Raw genomic sequence first — 17,018 nt, 5'->3', positions numbered from 1 at the left:
TTATGCCAATTTGTTTATGTTAATGTAATTTACACGGTCTTATATATAAACCATTAGCTTACCTAATACGTCGGAAAAAAGGAGTCTTTTCTACAGTAAATTTTACACAAAATAATATTTGTATTATTAATTTTAAAATTAAAATATGGAGTATAATACTCAAAGAAAAAAATTAATTATCCCGGAATATGGAAGACATGTTCAACAATTAGTTGATCATTGTATGACAATCGAGGACGATGATGAAAGAAATAAATTTGCCAAATCAATCATTGATGTTATGGGAGATTTAAATCCTCATTTAAGAGATGTGCCGGATTTTCAACATAAGCTATGGGATCAACTTTTTATAATGGCCAATTTTGAATTAAAAGTAGATTCACCTTACCCGATTCCAACCAAGGCAGAAATGAATACGGCTCCCAAAAAAATGGCTTATCCTTCCAATGAATCTAAATACAGATATTATGGAACAAATGTGAAAAAAATGATTGAAATAGCAAAATCATGGGAAGAAGGTGATAAGAAAGAAGGATTGAAATATGTGATCGCTAATCAAATGAAAAAAAATTACCTGAAATGGAACAAAGATCAGGTAGAAGATGAAGTAATATTTAATCATTTAGAAGAATTATCTAACGGTTCCTTAAAATTGAGTTCAAAAGAAGCTTTAATGAATGTGCCGGTTCAGACTAATTCAAATATTTCTTATAAAAACAAGAATAGAAACAACAATAGTAACTATAGAAATCAAAAGAAAAATAATTTTTCTAAAAACAAAAATAAATAATGAATACTTTTCAGATTTGCGGTGGAAAGCCTCTTCATGGTGAATTCTTTCCGCAAGGTGCCAAAAACGAAGCTCTTCAAGTTATCTGTGCAACCCTTTTAACATCAAAATCAGTTAGGATAAAAAATATACCCGAAATTCAAGATGTTTTAATACTAATTGAAATATTAAAAACAGTGGGTGTAAAAGTTACCCGAAACGTTAAGGGAGATTATACCTTTTGTTCTGAAGAAATTGATTTTGAATTTTTGAAAAGTAAAGAATTTAGAAAAAACGGAGCTCAGCTAAGAGGTTCCATCATGCTATTAGGTCCTCTTTTAAGTCGATTCGGAGAAGCTTATATTCCCGTTCCCGGCGGTGACAAAATCGGTAGAAGAAGATTAGACACTCACTTTAAAGGCTTTATTGATTTAGGAGCTCAATTTGAATATGACGAAGAAGAGAAGTTTTATTCCGTAAAAGCTAAAAAGTTAAATGGTAATTATTTACTTTTAGAAGAAGCTTCCGTAACAGGCACTGCAAACATCATTATGGCTGCAGTTTTGGCTGAAGGAAAAACTCAAATATATAATGCAGCTTGTGAACCCTATATACAGCAATTATGTAAGATGTTAATTAAAATGGGCGCAAAGATTGAAGGAATTGGCTCTAATTTTTTAACTATTTATGGCGTTTCCGAACTTAACGGTGCCGAACACACTGTACTCCCTGATATGATAGAGATTGGAAGTATCATTGGCTTGGCTGCCATGACTAAATCGGAAATTACCATCAAAGAGGTTAGCTGGGAAAATTTAGGTAATATACCGGATACTTTTAGAAGATTGGGTATTCAAATCGAAAAAAGAGGTGAAGACCTATATATTCCTTCACAAGAACATTATAAAATTCAAAATTTTATAGACGGATCTATATTAACGATTTCCGATGCTCCTTGGCCGGGATTTACCCCCGATTTATTAAGTATTATTTTAGTAGTAGCCACACAAGCCAAAGGAAGCGTCTTAATACATCAAAAAATGTTTGAAAGCAGACTGTTTTTTGTTGATAAACTCATTGACATGGGTGCACAAATAATTCTTTGTGATCCGCACAGAGCAACAGTTATCGGATTAAATCATGAACTTCCTTTACGAGGAACAGTAATGACTTCTCCGGATATCAGAGCCGGCATATCTTTACTAATTGCCGCCATGTCTGCAAAAGGAACCAGCCGAATACATAATATTTATCAAATCGATAGAGGATATGAAAACATCGATGAGAGATTAAGGGCCTTGGGCGCTGATATTGTTCGGATTGACCTATAATCTATAAAACAAAACTATGCATGGAGATTTACATTTAAAAATTTCAATTATTATAGCAGTCTATAATAGAAAAGATGAACTACAGGAATTACTGTTTAGTTTAATTAATCAAAGGGATAAAAATTTTGAAATTGTTATTGTAGACGATGGATCTCAAGAAAAGTTAGAACCTATAGTCTCCACTTATGCAGAGGTATTGGATATTAAATATTATTACAAATCAAATTCCGGAGCAGGATTATCAAGAAATTACGGAGCGGAACACGCTTCAGGAAATTATTATATTTTCTTAGATTCAGATTGTATTGCTCCGGTTCATTATATAGAAAATGTTCGTAAAGAATTAAGATTTAATTATGTGGACGCTTTTGGAGGAGCTGATTCGGCCGATAAAAATTTTAATGATTTACAAAAAGCAATTTCATATTCCATGACTTCTTTATTAACCACGGGAGGAATTCGTGGCAATAAAAAAGCGATAAATAAATTCCAGCCTAGAAGTTTTAATATGGGTATATCCAAAGAAGCATTTAAAAGTGTTGGCGGATTTTCGGAATTGAGGGTAGGAGAAGACCCCGATTTAAGTCTTACTCTTTGGGAAAAAGGGTTTAAAACCCGATTTTTTCCTGAATGCAAGGTTTTTCATAAAAGAAGAACTTCCCTTAAGAAATTTGCTAATCAAGTATATCATTTTGGAATTGCCCGTCCCATATTGAACCAAAGACATCCTAACTTTTCAAAAATTACTTTTTGGTTTCCTTCTCTTTTTTTGATATTCACTGTTTTGTCCTTAGTTTTATCGATAGTTAATTATAGATGTATCTTTCCTTTGCTTTTTTATTTCTGTGCTATTTTCCTTGATTCAAGCTATAAAAACAGGAGCATCAAAATCGGTCTCATATCTTTACTTACAACATTTATTCAATTTTTTTCCTATGGATTTGGCTTTTTACAATCCTATATAAAATTAAATATCTTAAATAGGGAACCTAAAGAGGCATTTCCATCACACTTTTATTAGTTTTATTTAAATGAAGCATGATTACTTGTTTTAAGTAATCTTCCTTCTCCTATAATTTCTTTTTTACCGTCAAAATAATAGGTATTATAGTATAAAATGTTTTTTTCAATTTTAACAGTCTTTACTTTTATCCCTCCATTTTTATTGATAAATCTTTTAAAACCGTCCTTTTTAGCGTCTCGATTAGAGAAAAATAATATATAATCACAATCATTTAACCATTCAATCCTTTTAAAAGATTCAACTCCGTTGGTAACTTCTAACTGTTTATTGCCATTTCTCACAATAAGGGAACTTAAATTGGAATTTTCGCTAATATTTCTGAATTCACCCCGATTAAAGTCAAGACAGGTAAGGTTCTTTTCCTGAGCATAGCAGATAAAAGAAGTATATAAAAATAAAAGTACTGATAGTTTTTTCATGTCTCAAATATAGTAAAATAATATCTCCAAATTTAAGTCCCTGTTAATAACTTTACTACCTAAATGCTGATCTTTTAAAATGTGATTATTTATTATTTTGACTTATTTATTTTTTTAGACGATTCGATCAATAATTGATATTTTTCTATAAATTTTAGTAATAATATCATAAGAAATAATTATGTTGAAAATTAAATTCTTAAATAAAAAAAGCTAAATAAAAATAAAATTATCTTTGTACTAACATATGAAGCTTTATCGAATACATGACCAATAACAGGAAAAAATCCTGTATTCTTACTACCTTAAATTATTGAATATTCAATAATTACGTTACAATTATTAGTATTCCAAGTTTCATATATAACCCCTGTATTTGGCGACAATAAAATTTTATGTCTCCAGATATAAGGTTTTCATCTTACATAAAGTGCAATAGATAAAGTAAACATAAAATGATTCAGACAGTTATTAAAAGAGATGGACGCATTGTCGAGTTTAATAAAAATAAGATTTTTAATGCGATTAGCAAAGCTATGCAAAATACGGAAAATGGAGTGGATTCTTTTTTAATACAAAAAATTACTGAAGATATATCTCAGACAGGCAATGTAGAAATGACGGTTGAAGCCATTCAAGACATGGTAGAGATGGAATTAATGAACAGTCCCCGTAAAGAAGTGGCAAAAAAATATATATCCTATAGAGATCAAAGAAATGTTGCAAGAAAGGCTAAAACTTGCAATATGTTTTTGGAGATCATTGAAACCAAATCCAATGAAGTTACAAGGGAAAACGCAAACATGAATGCAGACACCCCTGCAGGAATGATGATGAAATTTGCCAGTGAAACTACCAAACCCTTTGTAGATGATTATCTTTTAAGTCCTGAAGCCAAAGAAGCGGTTCTTTCCAACTATATACACATTCACGATAAAGACTATTACCCGACTAAAAGTCTAACTTGTGTGCAACATCCATTAAATAAAATTTTAGAAAACGGTCTTTTTGCAGGACATGGAGAATCAAGACCGGCCAAAAGAATTGAAACCGCCAGCATGTTGGCTTGCATTTCATTAGAAACCGCTCAAAATGAAATGCACGGAGGACAAGCAATTCCGGCATTTGACTTTTATTTAGCGCCGTTTGTTAGAAAAAGCTATATCGAGGAAATAAAAATTCTTGAAAATATAAACGGTCAAAATTATGAACACCTGTATGACTACGCGATTAAGGATTATGTTAAGGAAGAACTTGATCAAAAACAAGGTGATGAAAGAATTGTACAACATGCCATCAATAGAACCGTAAGCAGAGTTCATCAATCCATGGAAGCATTTATCCACAACATGAATACGATCCATTCCAGGGGAGGAAATCAAGTAGTATTCAGTTCCATTAATTATGGTACGGATACTTCTCCGGAAGGAAGATGTGTGATAAGAGAACTTTTAACAAGTACGAATGAAGGTGTTGGAAACGGTGGAACAGCGATTTTTCCTATCCAAATATGGAAGAAAAAGCGAGGAGTAAGTTATTTACCGGAGGATCCGAATTATGACCTGTATAAATTAGCATGCAAAGTTAGCGCCCGACGTTTTTTTCCTAACTTTTTGAACTTAGATGCTACATTCAATCATCATGAAAAATGGAATGCACAAGATCCTAAAAGATATCAATACGAAACAGCCACTATGGGATGTCGTACGCGTGTGTTTGAAAACAGATTTGGAGAGAAAACATCCATAGGTAGAGGTAATCTATCTTTTACAACAATCAACTTAGTTAGATTGGCATTAGAAACCCGCGAAATAAATGATGAAACTGAAAGAAAACATCAATTTTTCCAAAAGCTGGATCATACGTTACAAATAGCTGCCGAGCAACTGCATCAACGTTTTGAATTTCAAAAAACAGCAGCTCCCAAACAATTTCCTTTATTAATGTCGACATTATGGAATGGATCCGAAGAACTAAAGTCTGAAGAGACAGTAGAAAAAGTAATCAACCAAGGAACTTTGGGAATCGGATTTATAGGACTTGCCGAAGCTTTAGTAGCTTTGATAGGAAAACATCATGCGGAAGATGAGGAGGCTCAAAAATTAGGACTGGAAATAGTTACATTTATGAGGGATAAGTCTTTAACTTTTTCAGAAAATTATAAACACAACTATAGTATTCTAGCTACACCGGCAGAGGGCATTGCAGGTAGATTCACCAGAAAAGATAAAAAAGACTTTGGAAGTATTAAAGGTATCACGGACAGAGAATACTATACTAATTCTAATCACGTACCGGTATATTATAAATGCAGCGCTCACTTAAAAGCTAAAATTGAAGCTCCTTATCATGATTTAACTCGCGGTGGACATATTTTTTATGTTGAAATAGATGGAGATGCCACTCACAATCCCGAATCAATCATGACTGTAGTGGATATGATGGATAAATATAACATCGGCTATTCTTCTGTGAATCATACTCGAAACAGATGTTTACCCTGCGGGTATGAAAATGCTTCTGCGCATTTAGACGAATGCCCAAAATGTGGAAGCACCCATATTGACCGTTTGCAACGAATTACGGGATATTTAGTAGGGACAACCGATAGATGGAATTATGCTAAGTTAGCGGAATTAAACGACCGTATTATTCATGACTAAATTATCTATACTGGATATTATACAGGATACAACGGTGGACGGGCCCGGCTTTAGGACTTCAATTTATGCGGCAGGTTGCATTCATAAATGTGTAGAATGCCACAATCCGGAATCTTGGGATATTGATAATGGAAAACCCTATACAATTAATGAGCTGATTGAGATTATAAATCAATCAGAATTTTCAAATGTAACTTTTACGGGCGGTGACCCGTTAATACAAGTAAAAGAATTTACAGAACTAGCCAAAGAAATTAAAGCTACTTCGCATAAAAATATTTGGTGTTACACCGGGTTTACCTTTGAACAAATACATAAATCCAAAAAATTATCACAAATTTTACCTTATATAGACGTACTTGTAGACGGTAAATACGTGAATACTTTATACGAAGAAGGATTACCATTTAGAGGAAGCTCCAATCAAAGAATAATTGATGTCCAAAAAACACTTTTACATAAAAGTATTGTAATCAGAGAGAACCAATTTATATAAAAATTTAATGAGAAAACATTCTATTGAGATAAATTCATTTGAATCCAAATTGATATATAAATACGAACTATAATCGCACAAAATCTTTAAAAGGCATGTCTAATTGCGTGTTCGATAAAAATTCATTATCTTTACGGTCTTATATACTAAAGAAAAAATAAACAAGTACACTTATGATAGGAGAAGGGGAAAAATTAATTCCTATTAATATTGAAGATGAAATGAAATCATCTTACATTGATTATTCAATGTCTGTGATAGTTTCCAGGGCTCTACCCGATGTAAGAGATGGTTTGAAACCCGTACATAGAAGGGTTTTATATGGGATGTATGAATTGGGAGTTACTGCCAACAGTTCTTACAAAAAATCTGCAAGAATCGTTGGGGAGGTTATGGGTAAATACCATCCTCATGGAGACTCGTCAGTATATGACACTATGGTAAGGCTTGCTCAGGAATGGTCTATGAGGTATCAGCTGGTAGACGGTCAAGGTAACTACGGTTCCGTAGACGGCGACCCGCCTGCAGCAATGAGGTATACTGAAGCCCGACTAAAAAAGATTTCCGAAGAAATATTATCGGATATAGATAAAGATACGGTTGATACTCAACTTAACTTCGACGATACATTAGAAGAGCCTAAAGTAATGCCTACCCGTATTCCTATTCTGTTAGTGAACGGTGCATCAGGAATCGCGGTTGGTATGGCTACCAATATGGCTCCTCATAATCTTACTGAATCTATTAGTGCCATTTGTGCGTATATTGATAACAGAAATATTACTATTGATGAATTAATGCAGCACATTAAAGCTCCCGATTTTCCTACCGGTGGTATCATATACGGTTATGAAGGGGTAAAATCTGCGTTTGAAACAGGAAGGGGGAGAATCATTTTACGAGGAAAAGCCAATTTCGAAGAGGTACACGGCAGAGAAGCCATCGTAGTAACAGAAATTCCATACCAGGTAAATAAAGCCGATATGATTGCTCGTACAGCCGAGTTAATCAAAGAAGATAAATTACAAGGTATTTCTGAAATCAGAGATGAGTCTGACAGAAATGGAATGAGAGTAGTTTATGAGCTTAAACATGATGCCATCCCGAATGTAGTTTTAAATCTTTTATACAAATATACAGCATTACAAACCTCGTTTAGTGTTAATAACATTGCACTAGTAAACGGAAGACCCGTTCAGCTTAATTTAAAAGATATCATTCATCATTTTGTTGAGCACAGACATGACGTAGTAGTAAGACGTACTCAATACCTTCTAAAGAAAGCTCAAGAACGAGCCCATATCTTGGAAGGATTTATGAAAGTTATTGCTACTCAAGATACTTTAGATTTAGCCATTAAAATTATCCGTGAAAGTTCTAGTCCAAGCGAAGCAAAAACGGGCTTAATTCAAGAATTTGAATTAACGGAAATACAAGCTCAAGCGATCCTGGATCTTAGATTGGCTCGTTTAACCGGAATGGAGTTGGATAAAATCCGAGATGAGTACAATGCTATTATGAAAGAGATCGAATACCTTAAGACTATTTTAAATGACGAAGGACTAAGATATTCTATCATTAAAGAGGAATTAGAAGAAATCAAGCAAAAATACGGTGACGAGCGTAAGACCGAAATCAATTTTGCGGGTGGTGAAATGAGTATTGAAGATATTATTCCTGATGAAAAAGTTGTTTTAACTATTTCTAAAATGGGATATATCAAAAGAACTTCTCTTTCAGAATATAAGACCCAATCAAGAGGTGGCGTTGGAAACCGTGCAGCATCTACCAGAGATGAAGATTTCCTTGAATATGTTGTTTCCGCTACTGCACATCAGTACATGCTTTTCTTCACAGAAAAAGGTAAATGTTTCTGGTTACGAGTATTTGAAGTTCCTGAAGGTTCCAAAATAGCTAAAGGACGACCTATTCAGAATTTAATTAATATCGAATCAGACGATAAAATCAAAGCTTATATTTTAACTCATGACTTAAAAAATGAGGAATATATAAATAATACGTTTTTAGTTATGGTTACCCAAAAAGGAACCATCAAAAAAACAACATTGGAAGCTTATTCCAGACCACGTGCCAACGGAATTAATGCTATTAATGTCAGGGAAGGAGATACTTTGGTAAGCGCAAGTTTAACTTCCGGTAATGATGAAATAATGATTGCTACCAAATATGGAAAAGCTATTCGCTTCCCTCAAGAAAAATTAAGACCTATCGGTAGAAATGCTTCAGGTGTACGAGGTATTACTTTGGGCGATGAGGATGACGAAGTAATTGGAATGGTTATTATTTCAGATCCTGAAAATGACACTATTTTAGTTGTATCAGAACAAGGATATGGAAAACGAACTCACGCCGATGCATATCGTATTACTAACAGAGGAGGAAAAGGAGTTATAACTTTAAATATAACTGATAAGACCGGTAATCTGATAGCTATCCAAAAAGTTACCGATGATAACGATTTAATGATCATTAATAAATCCGGTGTAGCCATCAGAATGTCTGTGGAACAACTTAGAGTTATGAGCAGGAATACACAAGGAGTTAAATTAATTAATCTTAAAAAGAACGATGAAATTGCTGCCATAACTAAAATTGAAAAAGAAGAAGGGGTTGATGAAGAAGAATATGATGAAAATGGAAATACTATTAATGGTGAAACCTCGCTTAACGTTACAGAAATAAATGAAAAATTAAATGATTCTGACTATTCAGAAAATGATTTAAATGAATCAAACGAAGAAAATAATTCAGAATCAGAGGATTAAAAATCATCATATGAAAAAAATATCAGTTTCTCTATTTATATTAGTTAGTTTTTTGTCTTTTGGCCAAGAGAAAGAAATAAAAGATGCTTTTAATGCATTAGAGAAAGGAAATAAAACTCAGGCAGAGTCATTAATACAGCAAGTAGAACCAACGGTTAGTTCTAATATATCCGGAATCAATCCCGACGTATATGCTAAATATTTATATGTAAAAGGAAATTCTTTATTGGAACAAGGAAAAACTCTTGAATCTGCTAAAATATTTTCCAAATTAGCCCTTTATGAAAAAGGCCCTATTTATTCTTTAAAAAATAAAAATACTAAAGAAAAGGCTTTTGTTCTTACTAAAGAAGAAGCAGAAAAACTTAAATACCAAGGTTTTACAGGTTTAAAAGAAACTAAATCAGGTACAAACTATATTCAAAAAATAATTCCGATTTTAGAACAAAAAAGACAAGAATTATCCGGCAGGGCAACTTCTGAATATAATGCAAAACAATTTTCGAAAGCGGCTGATGATTTCTTAGAATCCTTTTATTTAACTCAAGCAGCAGGAAATGCGGATGAAGTTTTTAAATATTATGCAGCAATTTCTTATCATGCAGCCAATAATAATAAAAAAGCTCTTGAACTGTACTTAGAATTACTAAATGAAGGCTATACAGGTAAGACAACCACGTATACAGCTTTACAAAACGGTAAAAGAGTCGGTTTAAGCGAAGAACAATACAATTTATTCAAATCGGCACCTAATTCCGGGTTTTCTGACTTTAAAAAAGAGGAATCACCTTCCGTTGAAGCAGATTTATATAATTATGCAATTTCCTTATTAGTTGCAGATAAAAGGTATAATGAAGCTATGGCTTTAGCTGAAAAAGGATTGAAAAAATTTCCGAATGATACTAATTTAAATTCTCAAATAGGAGAATTATACTATCAAACCGGTCAAACAGATAAATACATTGCTAAATTAAGAGAAGCTATTGTAAAAAAACCTAATGATTATGTTTCTTATTATAATTTAGGAGTATTATACAGCAAAGATCCTAAAACAGTTGAATTAGCTAAAGAATATTATAATAAGACTATACTTATTAAGCCTGATTATCCGGCAGCATATTTGAATTTGGCAGCTTTATTATTAGCTCCTGATAAAGAAATTGTAGAAAAAATGAAAGCCTTAGGATCTTCAAGAGCTGATCAACAAAAATATGATGCTTTAGTCGAAAAAAGAAAAGCAATGTTCAAACAGGCTTTACCTTATATGGAGAAAGCATACAGTTATGATCAAAAAGATAAAGGTATTATTCAAGCGTTAATAGAAGCGTATAGAGTTTTACAGATGAAGGATAAAATGGAAGAAATGAAAAAAGCAGAATCTGCTTTATAAAGAAAATAATATAATACAACTTATTGTAAGGGAAGTAGTAGAAACTTCCCTTACTTTTTAGGAATAATATTTGATATTGGATAATATAATTAATAGTAAATATAAATTTAAGTAAAAATTATGAAAAAAGGATGTTTAATCGGAGGTGGTATTATAGGATTAATCGCTATAATTGTAATCGGAGTATTTATGTGGGGGGTAAGCATTAATAATAATATGATTGAACTAAATAACGATGTAAATTTAAAATGGAGTGCTGTAGAAAGTTCATATCAAAGAAGATCAGACTTAGTACCCGGTTTAGTAGCAACCGTTAATAAAGCAACCAATTATGAGAAAGAAACTCTTACTTCTGTAATTGAAGCCAGAGCAAAAGCAACTTCAGTACAGATTGATCCTTCAAATTTATCTCCTGAAAAATTAGCTGAATATCAAAAAGCGCAATCCGGCTTAGGTTCTGCTTTAGGCAGATTATTAGTTACTATTGAAAAATATCCTGATTTAAAAGCCAATCAAAATATTTTAGGACTTCAAAATCAATTGGAAGGAACAGAAAATAGAATTAAAATCGATAGAGATAACTTCAACCAATCTGTTACAACCTATAACAATTATATACAAAAGTTCCCCGCAAGTATTGTTGCTAATTTTAGAAATTTTAAAGAAAAAGGAACATTTAAAGCAGATGCAGGTGCTGAAAAAGCCCCAAATGTTGATCAATTGTTAAACGGTAAATAATTTAAAAAAACTACTTTTAGAATGTTATTTTCACCCCGGGACGAAGAAGATATTATTGAAGCCATTAGACAAGCCGAAGCGATGTCTACAGGGGAAATTAGGGTACATATAGACCAAAACCTAACGGGGGATGCGTTAGCCACGGCGCAATCCCTTTTTACCAAATTGGGTATGGAAAAAACAAAAGATAGAAATGGTGTCTTATTTTATGTATCCGAAAATAAGAAAAAAATTGCTGTAATTGGAGATGTCAACATTCATAAATATGTGCATCAAAATTTTTGGGATGGACTTTTAAAGGAAATTACATTTTCATTTAAAAAAGATAATTATAAAGAAGGATTAATCAACGCAATTTTAAAAACCGGAACTAAATTGAAAAAATTTTTTCCAAGAGATGGAAAAAATATAGAAAATGAATTACCCAATGAAATATCCCGTTAAAATTATTTTAGTCCTTTTTGGCGTATTATTTTTAAATAATTTCATTTACGGCCAAACGGAATTTAAAATCCCGGAAAAACCAAATATAATTTACCCCGTTAATGATTATGCTAATATTCTTACGGAAGAGCAACAAAATAAATTAAATAATAAGCTAATATCTTATAGCGATTCAACCTCCACGGAAATAATTGTTTGTATTGTTAAAACATTAAATGGTGACGATATCAATTATGTGGGAGCCAAATGGGGTGAAAAATGGCAAATCGGACAAAAATATAAAAATAATGGTATTTTATTATTAATAGCTTCCGATGATCATAAATTAGCTATACAGAATGGACGGGGAGTGGAAGATGCCATGACTGACTATACTTCCAGTACTATTATTCATCAATATATGATTCCTTATCTTCAACAAAATGATTATTATGGTGCTATAAACTCCGGTACGGATCAAATTATAAAGGTTCTTCAAGGGAAATTTAAAGCAGATAACCCGGAGGATACTGATGATACTACTTCAGGGATCATAGTTGCCGTATTTATATTTTTCATTATACTGTTATATATATTAATGCATAAAAACAATAGAAACAACACATATTATGACCGAAATGGTAAAAGAAAAAATAATGATGATGATTTTTGGGGTGGTTTAGGTGGATTTATCGGCGGAAGTATATTTGGCGGTAGTGGGGGCAGTAGTTCCCGAGGTGGTGGTTTTGGAGGTTTTGGCGGCGGAGGAAGCTTTGGTGGAGGCGGTGCCAGTGGTAGTTGGTAATATTAAAAAAATATTACTATTACCTACCGATTATTTTCCTCATTCTTTATTCGTGTTTATATGGAAATGAATAGGAATATAATAATACTATATAATCGCCGGCCAGACTTTTCTAATTAAAAATTGTCATACTTATTAGACGATTGAAATAACTGTTTAATTAATCATAATTTAGTTTTATCTAAGCATTTTTTGAGCTAAATACATCCCATCAATTAATTGATCAATATCTTCCTTAGTTGTATAGATGGCAAATGATGCTCGAACAGTACCTTTTATTCCCAAGCGTTGCATAATGGGTTGAGCGCAATGATGTCCGGTCCTTACTGCTATCCCTTGTTTATCTAAAATAAATCCGACATCTGACGAATGAATATTTTCGATATCTAAATTAAAAGAAAGTGCTCCGGAAGTATGTTTTGCATTTTGAGCATAGATGATTATATTATCTAGTTGCGAAAGTTTATTTTTAGCATACTTCATAATTTCGTCTTCATGCTTACTAATATTTTTAAAACCTATAGTTTGCACAAAATCTATAGCAGTTTTTAAGACAATATTACCGGCAATATTCGGAGTGCCTGCTTCAAATTTAAAAGGTAAATCTGCATAGGTCGTCTTTTCAAAAGTAACTTCTTTAATCATTTCTCCACCTCCCTGGTAGGGTTTCATGGATTCTAATATATTTTCTTTACCGTATAAAATACCCACACCGGTAGGACCATAAAGCTTATGTGAAGAGAATACATAAAAATCGGCATCTAAATTTTGCACGTCAACCTTTCGGTGGGATACGGCTTGCGCTCCGTCTATAAGTACATATGAACCCATTTTATGAGCTTTGGAAATTATTTCTTCAATTGGATTAACTACACCCAATGCATTGGAAATATGATTTACAGCTACTATTTTAGTTTTTTCCGAAAGGAGTCGATCATATTCATCCATCATCAAATCTCCGTTGTCATCCACAGGAATAACTTTAATTTTTAGATTTTTTCGTTCGGCTAATAATTGCCAAGGAACGATATTCGAATGATGTTCTAAATTGGATATAATAATTTCATCGCCTTCGTTAAGTAAGGGTTCTATTCCTGTAGCTACTAAGTTGATACTGTCGGTCGTTCCTTTAGTAAAAATAATTTCGTAATCCTTTTTTGCATTTAAAAATTGTTGCACAGACTTTCGGGATTCTTCCATTTCCACGGTAGCCAATTGACTAAGGGTATGAATTCCTCTATGAACATTAGAGTTTATAGTTTTATAATATTTTTCTTCTGCCTCTATTACGGAAATCGGCTTTTGAGTAGTTGCAGCATTATCAAGATAGACTAAAGGTTTGCCATTTACTAACTGATTCAGTATAGGAAAAATATTTTTTATATCTTTTAAATCTTCGTTCATGGTAAGAAAGTTAAACTTCAAAATTAAATGATTAAATTGAATTAAAAATTATTTTTTTGTTATAATTTAACAAAAGAAGATTTTTCTACAAATGGAATATCGGGATCAGCAATTTCTAAGATCAATCGGGAAACTTCCTCAAATAAAATAGTAGCTTGAGATTCGTTTAAACTTTCAGAAGAATCAATTTTTAAAATCTCCAATCCTCGAAAAGGTTTTTTAAAACTCCAAATTCCCACCTTTACCGATTCTGAAAGTTTTTCATGTAAAATCATATAAGCATAGAAAACAAGCTGAATAAAAAATTTATAATTTTTATCTTCTTGTATTTGATTAAATCTATCTGACTTAAATATAAGAGTATCTATAGATGATGTTTTATAATCTATAATTCGGTCCCGGCCATTAAAACTATCCCATCGGTCTACAAATCCTTTCAAAAATAAGGTGCCTATTTCAGGTAAATTAATAGTGGAACTAAGTTCTTTTTCAATTTCTTTTAAGATAATGATATTACCGTTTTTTATGTCGGTTAAATCTCTTAATAATATTTTTTCAATGGTTTTTTCCGCTAGCAGCTTTTGTAAGTAATTTTGCCCTTTTTTAAATAAGTCGGGATTTAATTCTTTTTCAATATACTTATTTAAATAAACAGAATAATTTTTTAAAGCTGAAAGTAACTCCTTTTCCGTTAGTTTATTTCCTTGCCATGGGGAATAAATAGATTCTAAAGTATGATGAATCAAATTTCCGTAATTTAAAGCAGAAATTTCCTCTTCCATCTCTTGTTGTTCGTTAATCTTTAAAATCTTTTGCAAATAGAAATTGATTGGATTGTAGTGATAATTGGTTAAATGAGTTGGCGAAATAGGATTTTTTAGCCAATCTTGAATTGAATTCAATACAGCAGGAGATTTTTCTATGATTAATTCCTTCGATTGTTTTAAATTTCCTCCATAGGAGGCTACAGATTCTATTATGGTATGTTGAGACTCAAATTCTAATTGATTAATAAATCTGCTTTTTTCTCCGGAGTTAATACCTTCAGTATAATTATTATAAACTAAGGTAATGTTTTGTGCGTGTTGTATTAGTCTATAAAAATGATACGCATAGATGGCATCACTTTCAAGAAAAGTATTGATTCCGTAGTTTTTCTTAACATCAAAAGGAATAAAAGAATTATCATTTTTTCCACCCGGCAAAATTCCTTCATTAACTCCGGTCATTAGTATATTTTTAAAGCTTAGCAAACGAGTTTCCAAAACTCCCATAATTTGAAGTCCCTCTACCGGTTCGCCAATAAAATCAATAGTTTCATTATTGATTACATGCTGATAAAATGTATAAAGAAGAGAAAAACTTTGAATGGAAAGATCTTGCGATAATTGTGTATGTAAAATGGAGAAAAGATTTTTAAATTTTAAATAATTTTCTTTTAACAACTGATGATCAGAATCTGTTTTCCAAAATTGTTCAGTACAAAATTCATAAAGTTTATGTATCAAATCGATAGGATTTGCATATTCTTTAAATATAAAATAATAGTAAGAACTACCTAAACGTTTATATATGAGAGAATCAGTTAAATAGATAAGATTATTCCTTTTTATTTCAGATATAAATTCAATAACAGATATAGTATTATGTAGTAATGGATTCTGAAGAAGGGATAAGATATCGTTATAGTAATATCCTTTGGATGAATTTTTTTCTCTAAATATGTGTAATTTAAAAATTTGCTTAAATAATGATGCTAAAAATGAATTTTTAAGAGGAAATCCCATAGTTATATTAACTCGGGATATATTTTTAGGTATGCTTTCCAATATTGCCGGAAGAATTGATTCATCGCTTAATACTAATGCGGTATTGTGTAACTCTTCTTCAGGAAGGGTAGATAAGATTGAACTGATATATTTGGCTTGAGCTACGTCTTGAGAAGTACTCACTACATGTATATTTTTTTTTTGGTTGAAATCGTCAGTTACCCATTTGAAATCTCGAGTTGCATAATAATTCCAATTTTTATATTTCCTTAAAAAATCTCCGGCTTCTTGATTACTGTTGTTTAAATAGTATTTATCGGCATCCCAATATAAATACGTTTCGGCATGTGATATATAATGTTTAATCAGCTTTTCTTCTTTGGACGTTAAGGCATTTAATCCGACAAAAACATACTTTTCATTTGCAGGAATATGAATAGATGTTAATTGGCTTAACACATGGTTTAGAATCATTCCATACGTGCCCAATCCTTTAGTTTCCAAAGAATCCTTTAATTTATTATATAAAATTATATTATTTTCCCAGAATTTTACATTTTTATAATATAATTTTTTTTCACTGGTGGTATCCAGCTTATTCACCCAATTTTCTATTCTTTCAATGGAAGCCATATGCTCTAAAACCCTATGAGGATTATCAGAGAAAATTTCTATATCGTTAAAATCTTTAAGAAGAGTAGGTATCCATTTTAAAAATTCATCAAGAGTTTCCTCTGCATTTACGAATTTTTTCTGTATTTGAAAAGCTTCCAACCAAAGAGGAATATTTTCAATTTTAACTAAATGGGAATGTTTGTATATAAAATCTTCAATGGTATAGAAAGTGGGCAAAAATCCGTTATACCCTTTTTTAATAAGATATTTTTTAAAAAATATGATAGGTCTTCTTCCGGGAATAATGATAGTAAATTTAGATAAATCATTATTTTTTTCCAATAACTCATCAATTACTTTTTCTATAAAATTTGTATGCATAAATA

At 31.8% G+C, this 17,018-nt stretch carries 13 protein-coding genes; 10 read left to right on the top strand and 3 right to left on the bottom strand.

Annotation, left to right across the window (positions count from 1 at the left end; all coding sequences use genetic code 11):
• Window positions 1-145 precede the first annotated feature (145 nt).
• The 3 genes from G8C41_RS04390 to G8C41_RS04380 are packed head-to-tail and all read left to right on the top strand — an operon-like array spanning window position 146 to window position 3,121.
• Entirely contained in the window at window positions 146-790 is a 645-nt protein-coding gene (locus G8C41_RS04390) for a DUF4290 domain-containing protein (protein WP_166006293.1), read from the top strand.
• The gene (gene murA / locus G8C41_RS04385; protein ID WP_166007669.1) at window positions 787-2,100 is read left to right on the top strand and encodes a UDP-N-acetylglucosamine 1-carboxyvinyltransferase; all 1,314 of its coding nucleotides are present in this window, start codon (window positions 787-789) and stop codon (window positions 2,098-2,100) included. The genes G8C41_RS04390 and murA overlap by 4 nt, the downstream gene beginning before the upstream one ends.
• A gap of 16 nt (window positions 2,101-2,116) precedes the next feature.
• On the top strand, window positions 2,117-3,121 hold the full coding sequence (locus G8C41_RS04380; protein WP_166006291.1) for a glycosyltransferase: 1,005 nt from the start codon (window positions 2,117-2,119) through the stop codon (window positions 3,119-3,121).
• Window positions 3,122-3,123: 2 nt separating this feature from the next.
• Here the strand turns inward: G8C41_RS04380 and G8C41_RS04375 are convergent, their stop codons facing one another.
• Window positions 3,124-3,543, bottom strand: a complete 420-nt coding sequence (locus G8C41_RS04375) for a hypothetical protein (RefSeq protein ID WP_160556606.1) — start codon at window positions 3,541-3,543, stop codon at window positions 3,124-3,126.
• A gap of 455 nt (window positions 3,544-3,998) precedes the next feature.
• On the opposite strand from G8C41_RS04375, the gene G8C41_RS04370 reads away from it, so the two are divergent.
• The 7 genes from G8C41_RS04370 (at window position 3,999) to G8C41_RS04340 (ending at window position 12,844) form a co-directional block, all read left to right on the top strand.
• Complete coding sequence (locus G8C41_RS04370; RefSeq protein WP_166006289.1) at window positions 3,999-6,206, top strand: anaerobic ribonucleoside triphosphate reductase; 2,208 nt, start codon at window positions 3,999-4,001, stop codon at window positions 6,204-6,206.
• Window positions 6,199-6,702, top strand: a complete 504-nt coding sequence (gene nrdG, locus G8C41_RS04365; protein WP_105297552.1) for an anaerobic ribonucleoside-triphosphate reductase activating protein — start codon at window positions 6,199-6,201, stop codon at window positions 6,700-6,702. The genes G8C41_RS04370 and nrdG overlap by 8 nt, the downstream gene beginning before the upstream one ends.
• Window positions 6,703-6,875: 173 nt before the next feature.
• A complete protein-coding gene (gene gyrA, locus G8C41_RS04360; protein ID WP_166006287.1) occupies window positions 6,876-9,488 on the top strand; it encodes a DNA gyrase subunit A in 2,613 nt (870 codons plus the stop codon).
• Between the two features lie 10 nt (window positions 9,489-9,498).
• Complete coding sequence (locus G8C41_RS04355) at window positions 9,499-10,878, top strand: tetratricopeptide repeat protein (RefSeq protein ID WP_166006285.1); 1,380 nt, start codon at window positions 9,499-9,501, stop codon at window positions 10,876-10,878.
• A gap of 120 nt (window positions 10,879-10,998) precedes the next feature.
• Window positions 10,999-11,616, top strand: coding sequence for a LemA family protein (locus G8C41_RS04350; protein ID WP_105297555.1), 618 nt, complete (start codon window positions 10,999-11,001; stop codon window positions 11,614-11,616).
• Window positions 11,617-11,637: 21 nt separating this feature from the next.
• On the top strand, window positions 11,638-12,060 hold the full coding sequence (locus G8C41_RS04345; protein WP_160565188.1) for a TPM domain-containing protein: 423 nt from the start codon (window positions 11,638-11,640) through the stop codon (window positions 12,058-12,060).
• A complete protein-coding gene (locus G8C41_RS04340) occupies window positions 12,032-12,844 on the top strand; it encodes a TPM domain-containing protein (protein ID WP_166006283.1) in 813 nt (270 codons plus the stop codon). The genes G8C41_RS04345 and G8C41_RS04340 overlap by 29 nt, the downstream gene beginning before the upstream one ends.
• Window positions 12,845-13,021: 177 nt before the next feature.
• Here the strand turns inward: G8C41_RS04340 and G8C41_RS04335 are convergent, their stop codons facing one another.
• Together G8C41_RS04335 and G8C41_RS04330 are read right to left on the bottom strand one after the other, a co-directional pair.
• Window positions 13,022-14,248, bottom strand: a complete 1,227-nt coding sequence (locus tag G8C41_RS04335; RefSeq protein WP_166006281.1) for an aminotransferase class V-fold PLP-dependent enzyme — start codon at window positions 14,246-14,248, stop codon at window positions 13,022-13,024.
• A 59-nt stretch (window positions 14,249-14,307) separates the two neighbouring features.
• The gene (locus tag G8C41_RS04330) at window positions 14,308-17,013 is read right to left on the bottom strand and encodes a PD-(D/E)XK nuclease family protein (protein WP_166006279.1); all 2,706 of its coding nucleotides are present in this window, start codon (window positions 17,011-17,013) and stop codon (window positions 14,308-14,310) included.
• Between the last annotated feature and the right edge of the window lie 5 nt (window positions 17,014-17,018).

It is taken from the genome of Apibacter sp. B3706, assembly GCF_011082725.1.
In the GTDB taxonomy this organism is placed as follows: Bacteria; Bacteroidota; Bacteroidia; order Flavobacteriales; family Weeksellaceae; genus Apibacter.
The sequence above is the reverse complement of the archived record's forward strand: the minus strand, read 5'-3'. Positions and strand labels throughout refer to the sequence as shown.

What these genes read in the sequence shown, in the direction of transcription:
- G8C41_RS04390 (WP_166006293.1), top strand. Translation starts at nt 146, where the DNA reads ATGGAGTATAATACTCAAAGAAAAAAATTAATTATCCCGGAATATGGA.
- G8C41_RS04380 (WP_166006291.1), top strand. Translation starts at nt 2,117, where the DNA reads ATGCATGGAGATTTACATTTAAAAATTTCAATTATTATAGCAGTCTAT.
- G8C41_RS04375 (WP_160556606.1), bottom strand. Translation starts at nt 3,543, where the DNA reads ATGAAAAAACTATCAGTACTTTTATTTTTATATACTTCTTTTATCTGC.
- G8C41_RS04370 (WP_166006289.1), top strand. Translation starts at nt 3,999, where the DNA reads ATGATTCAGACAGTTATTAAAAGAGATGGACGCATTGTCGAGTTTAAT.
- nrdG (WP_105297552.1), top strand. Translation starts at nt 6,199, where the DNA reads ATGACTAAATTATCTATACTGGATATTATACAGGATACAACGGTGGAC.
- gyrA (WP_166006287.1), top strand. Translation starts at nt 6,876, where the DNA reads ATGATAGGAGAAGGGGAAAAATTAATTCCTATTAATATTGAAGATGAA.
- G8C41_RS04355 (WP_166006285.1), top strand. Translation starts at nt 9,499, where the DNA reads ATGAAAAAAATATCAGTTTCTCTATTTATATTAGTTAGTTTTTTGTCT.
- G8C41_RS04350 (WP_105297555.1), top strand. Translation starts at nt 10,999, where the DNA reads ATGAAAAAAGGATGTTTAATCGGAGGTGGTATTATAGGATTAATCGCT.
- G8C41_RS04345 (WP_160565188.1), top strand. Translation starts at nt 11,638, where the DNA reads ATGTTATTTTCACCCCGGGACGAAGAAGATATTATTGAAGCCATTAGA.
- G8C41_RS04340 (WP_166006283.1), top strand. Translation starts at nt 12,032, where the DNA reads ATGAATTACCCAATGAAATATCCCGTTAAAATTATTTTAGTCCTTTTT.
- G8C41_RS04335 (WP_166006281.1), bottom strand. Translation starts at nt 14,248, where the DNA reads ATGAACGAAGATTTAAAAGATATAAAAAATATTTTTCCTATACTGAAT.
- G8C41_RS04330 (WP_166006279.1), bottom strand. Translation starts at nt 17,013, where the DNA reads ATGCATACAAATTTTATAGAAAAAGTAATTGATGAGTTATTGGAAAAA.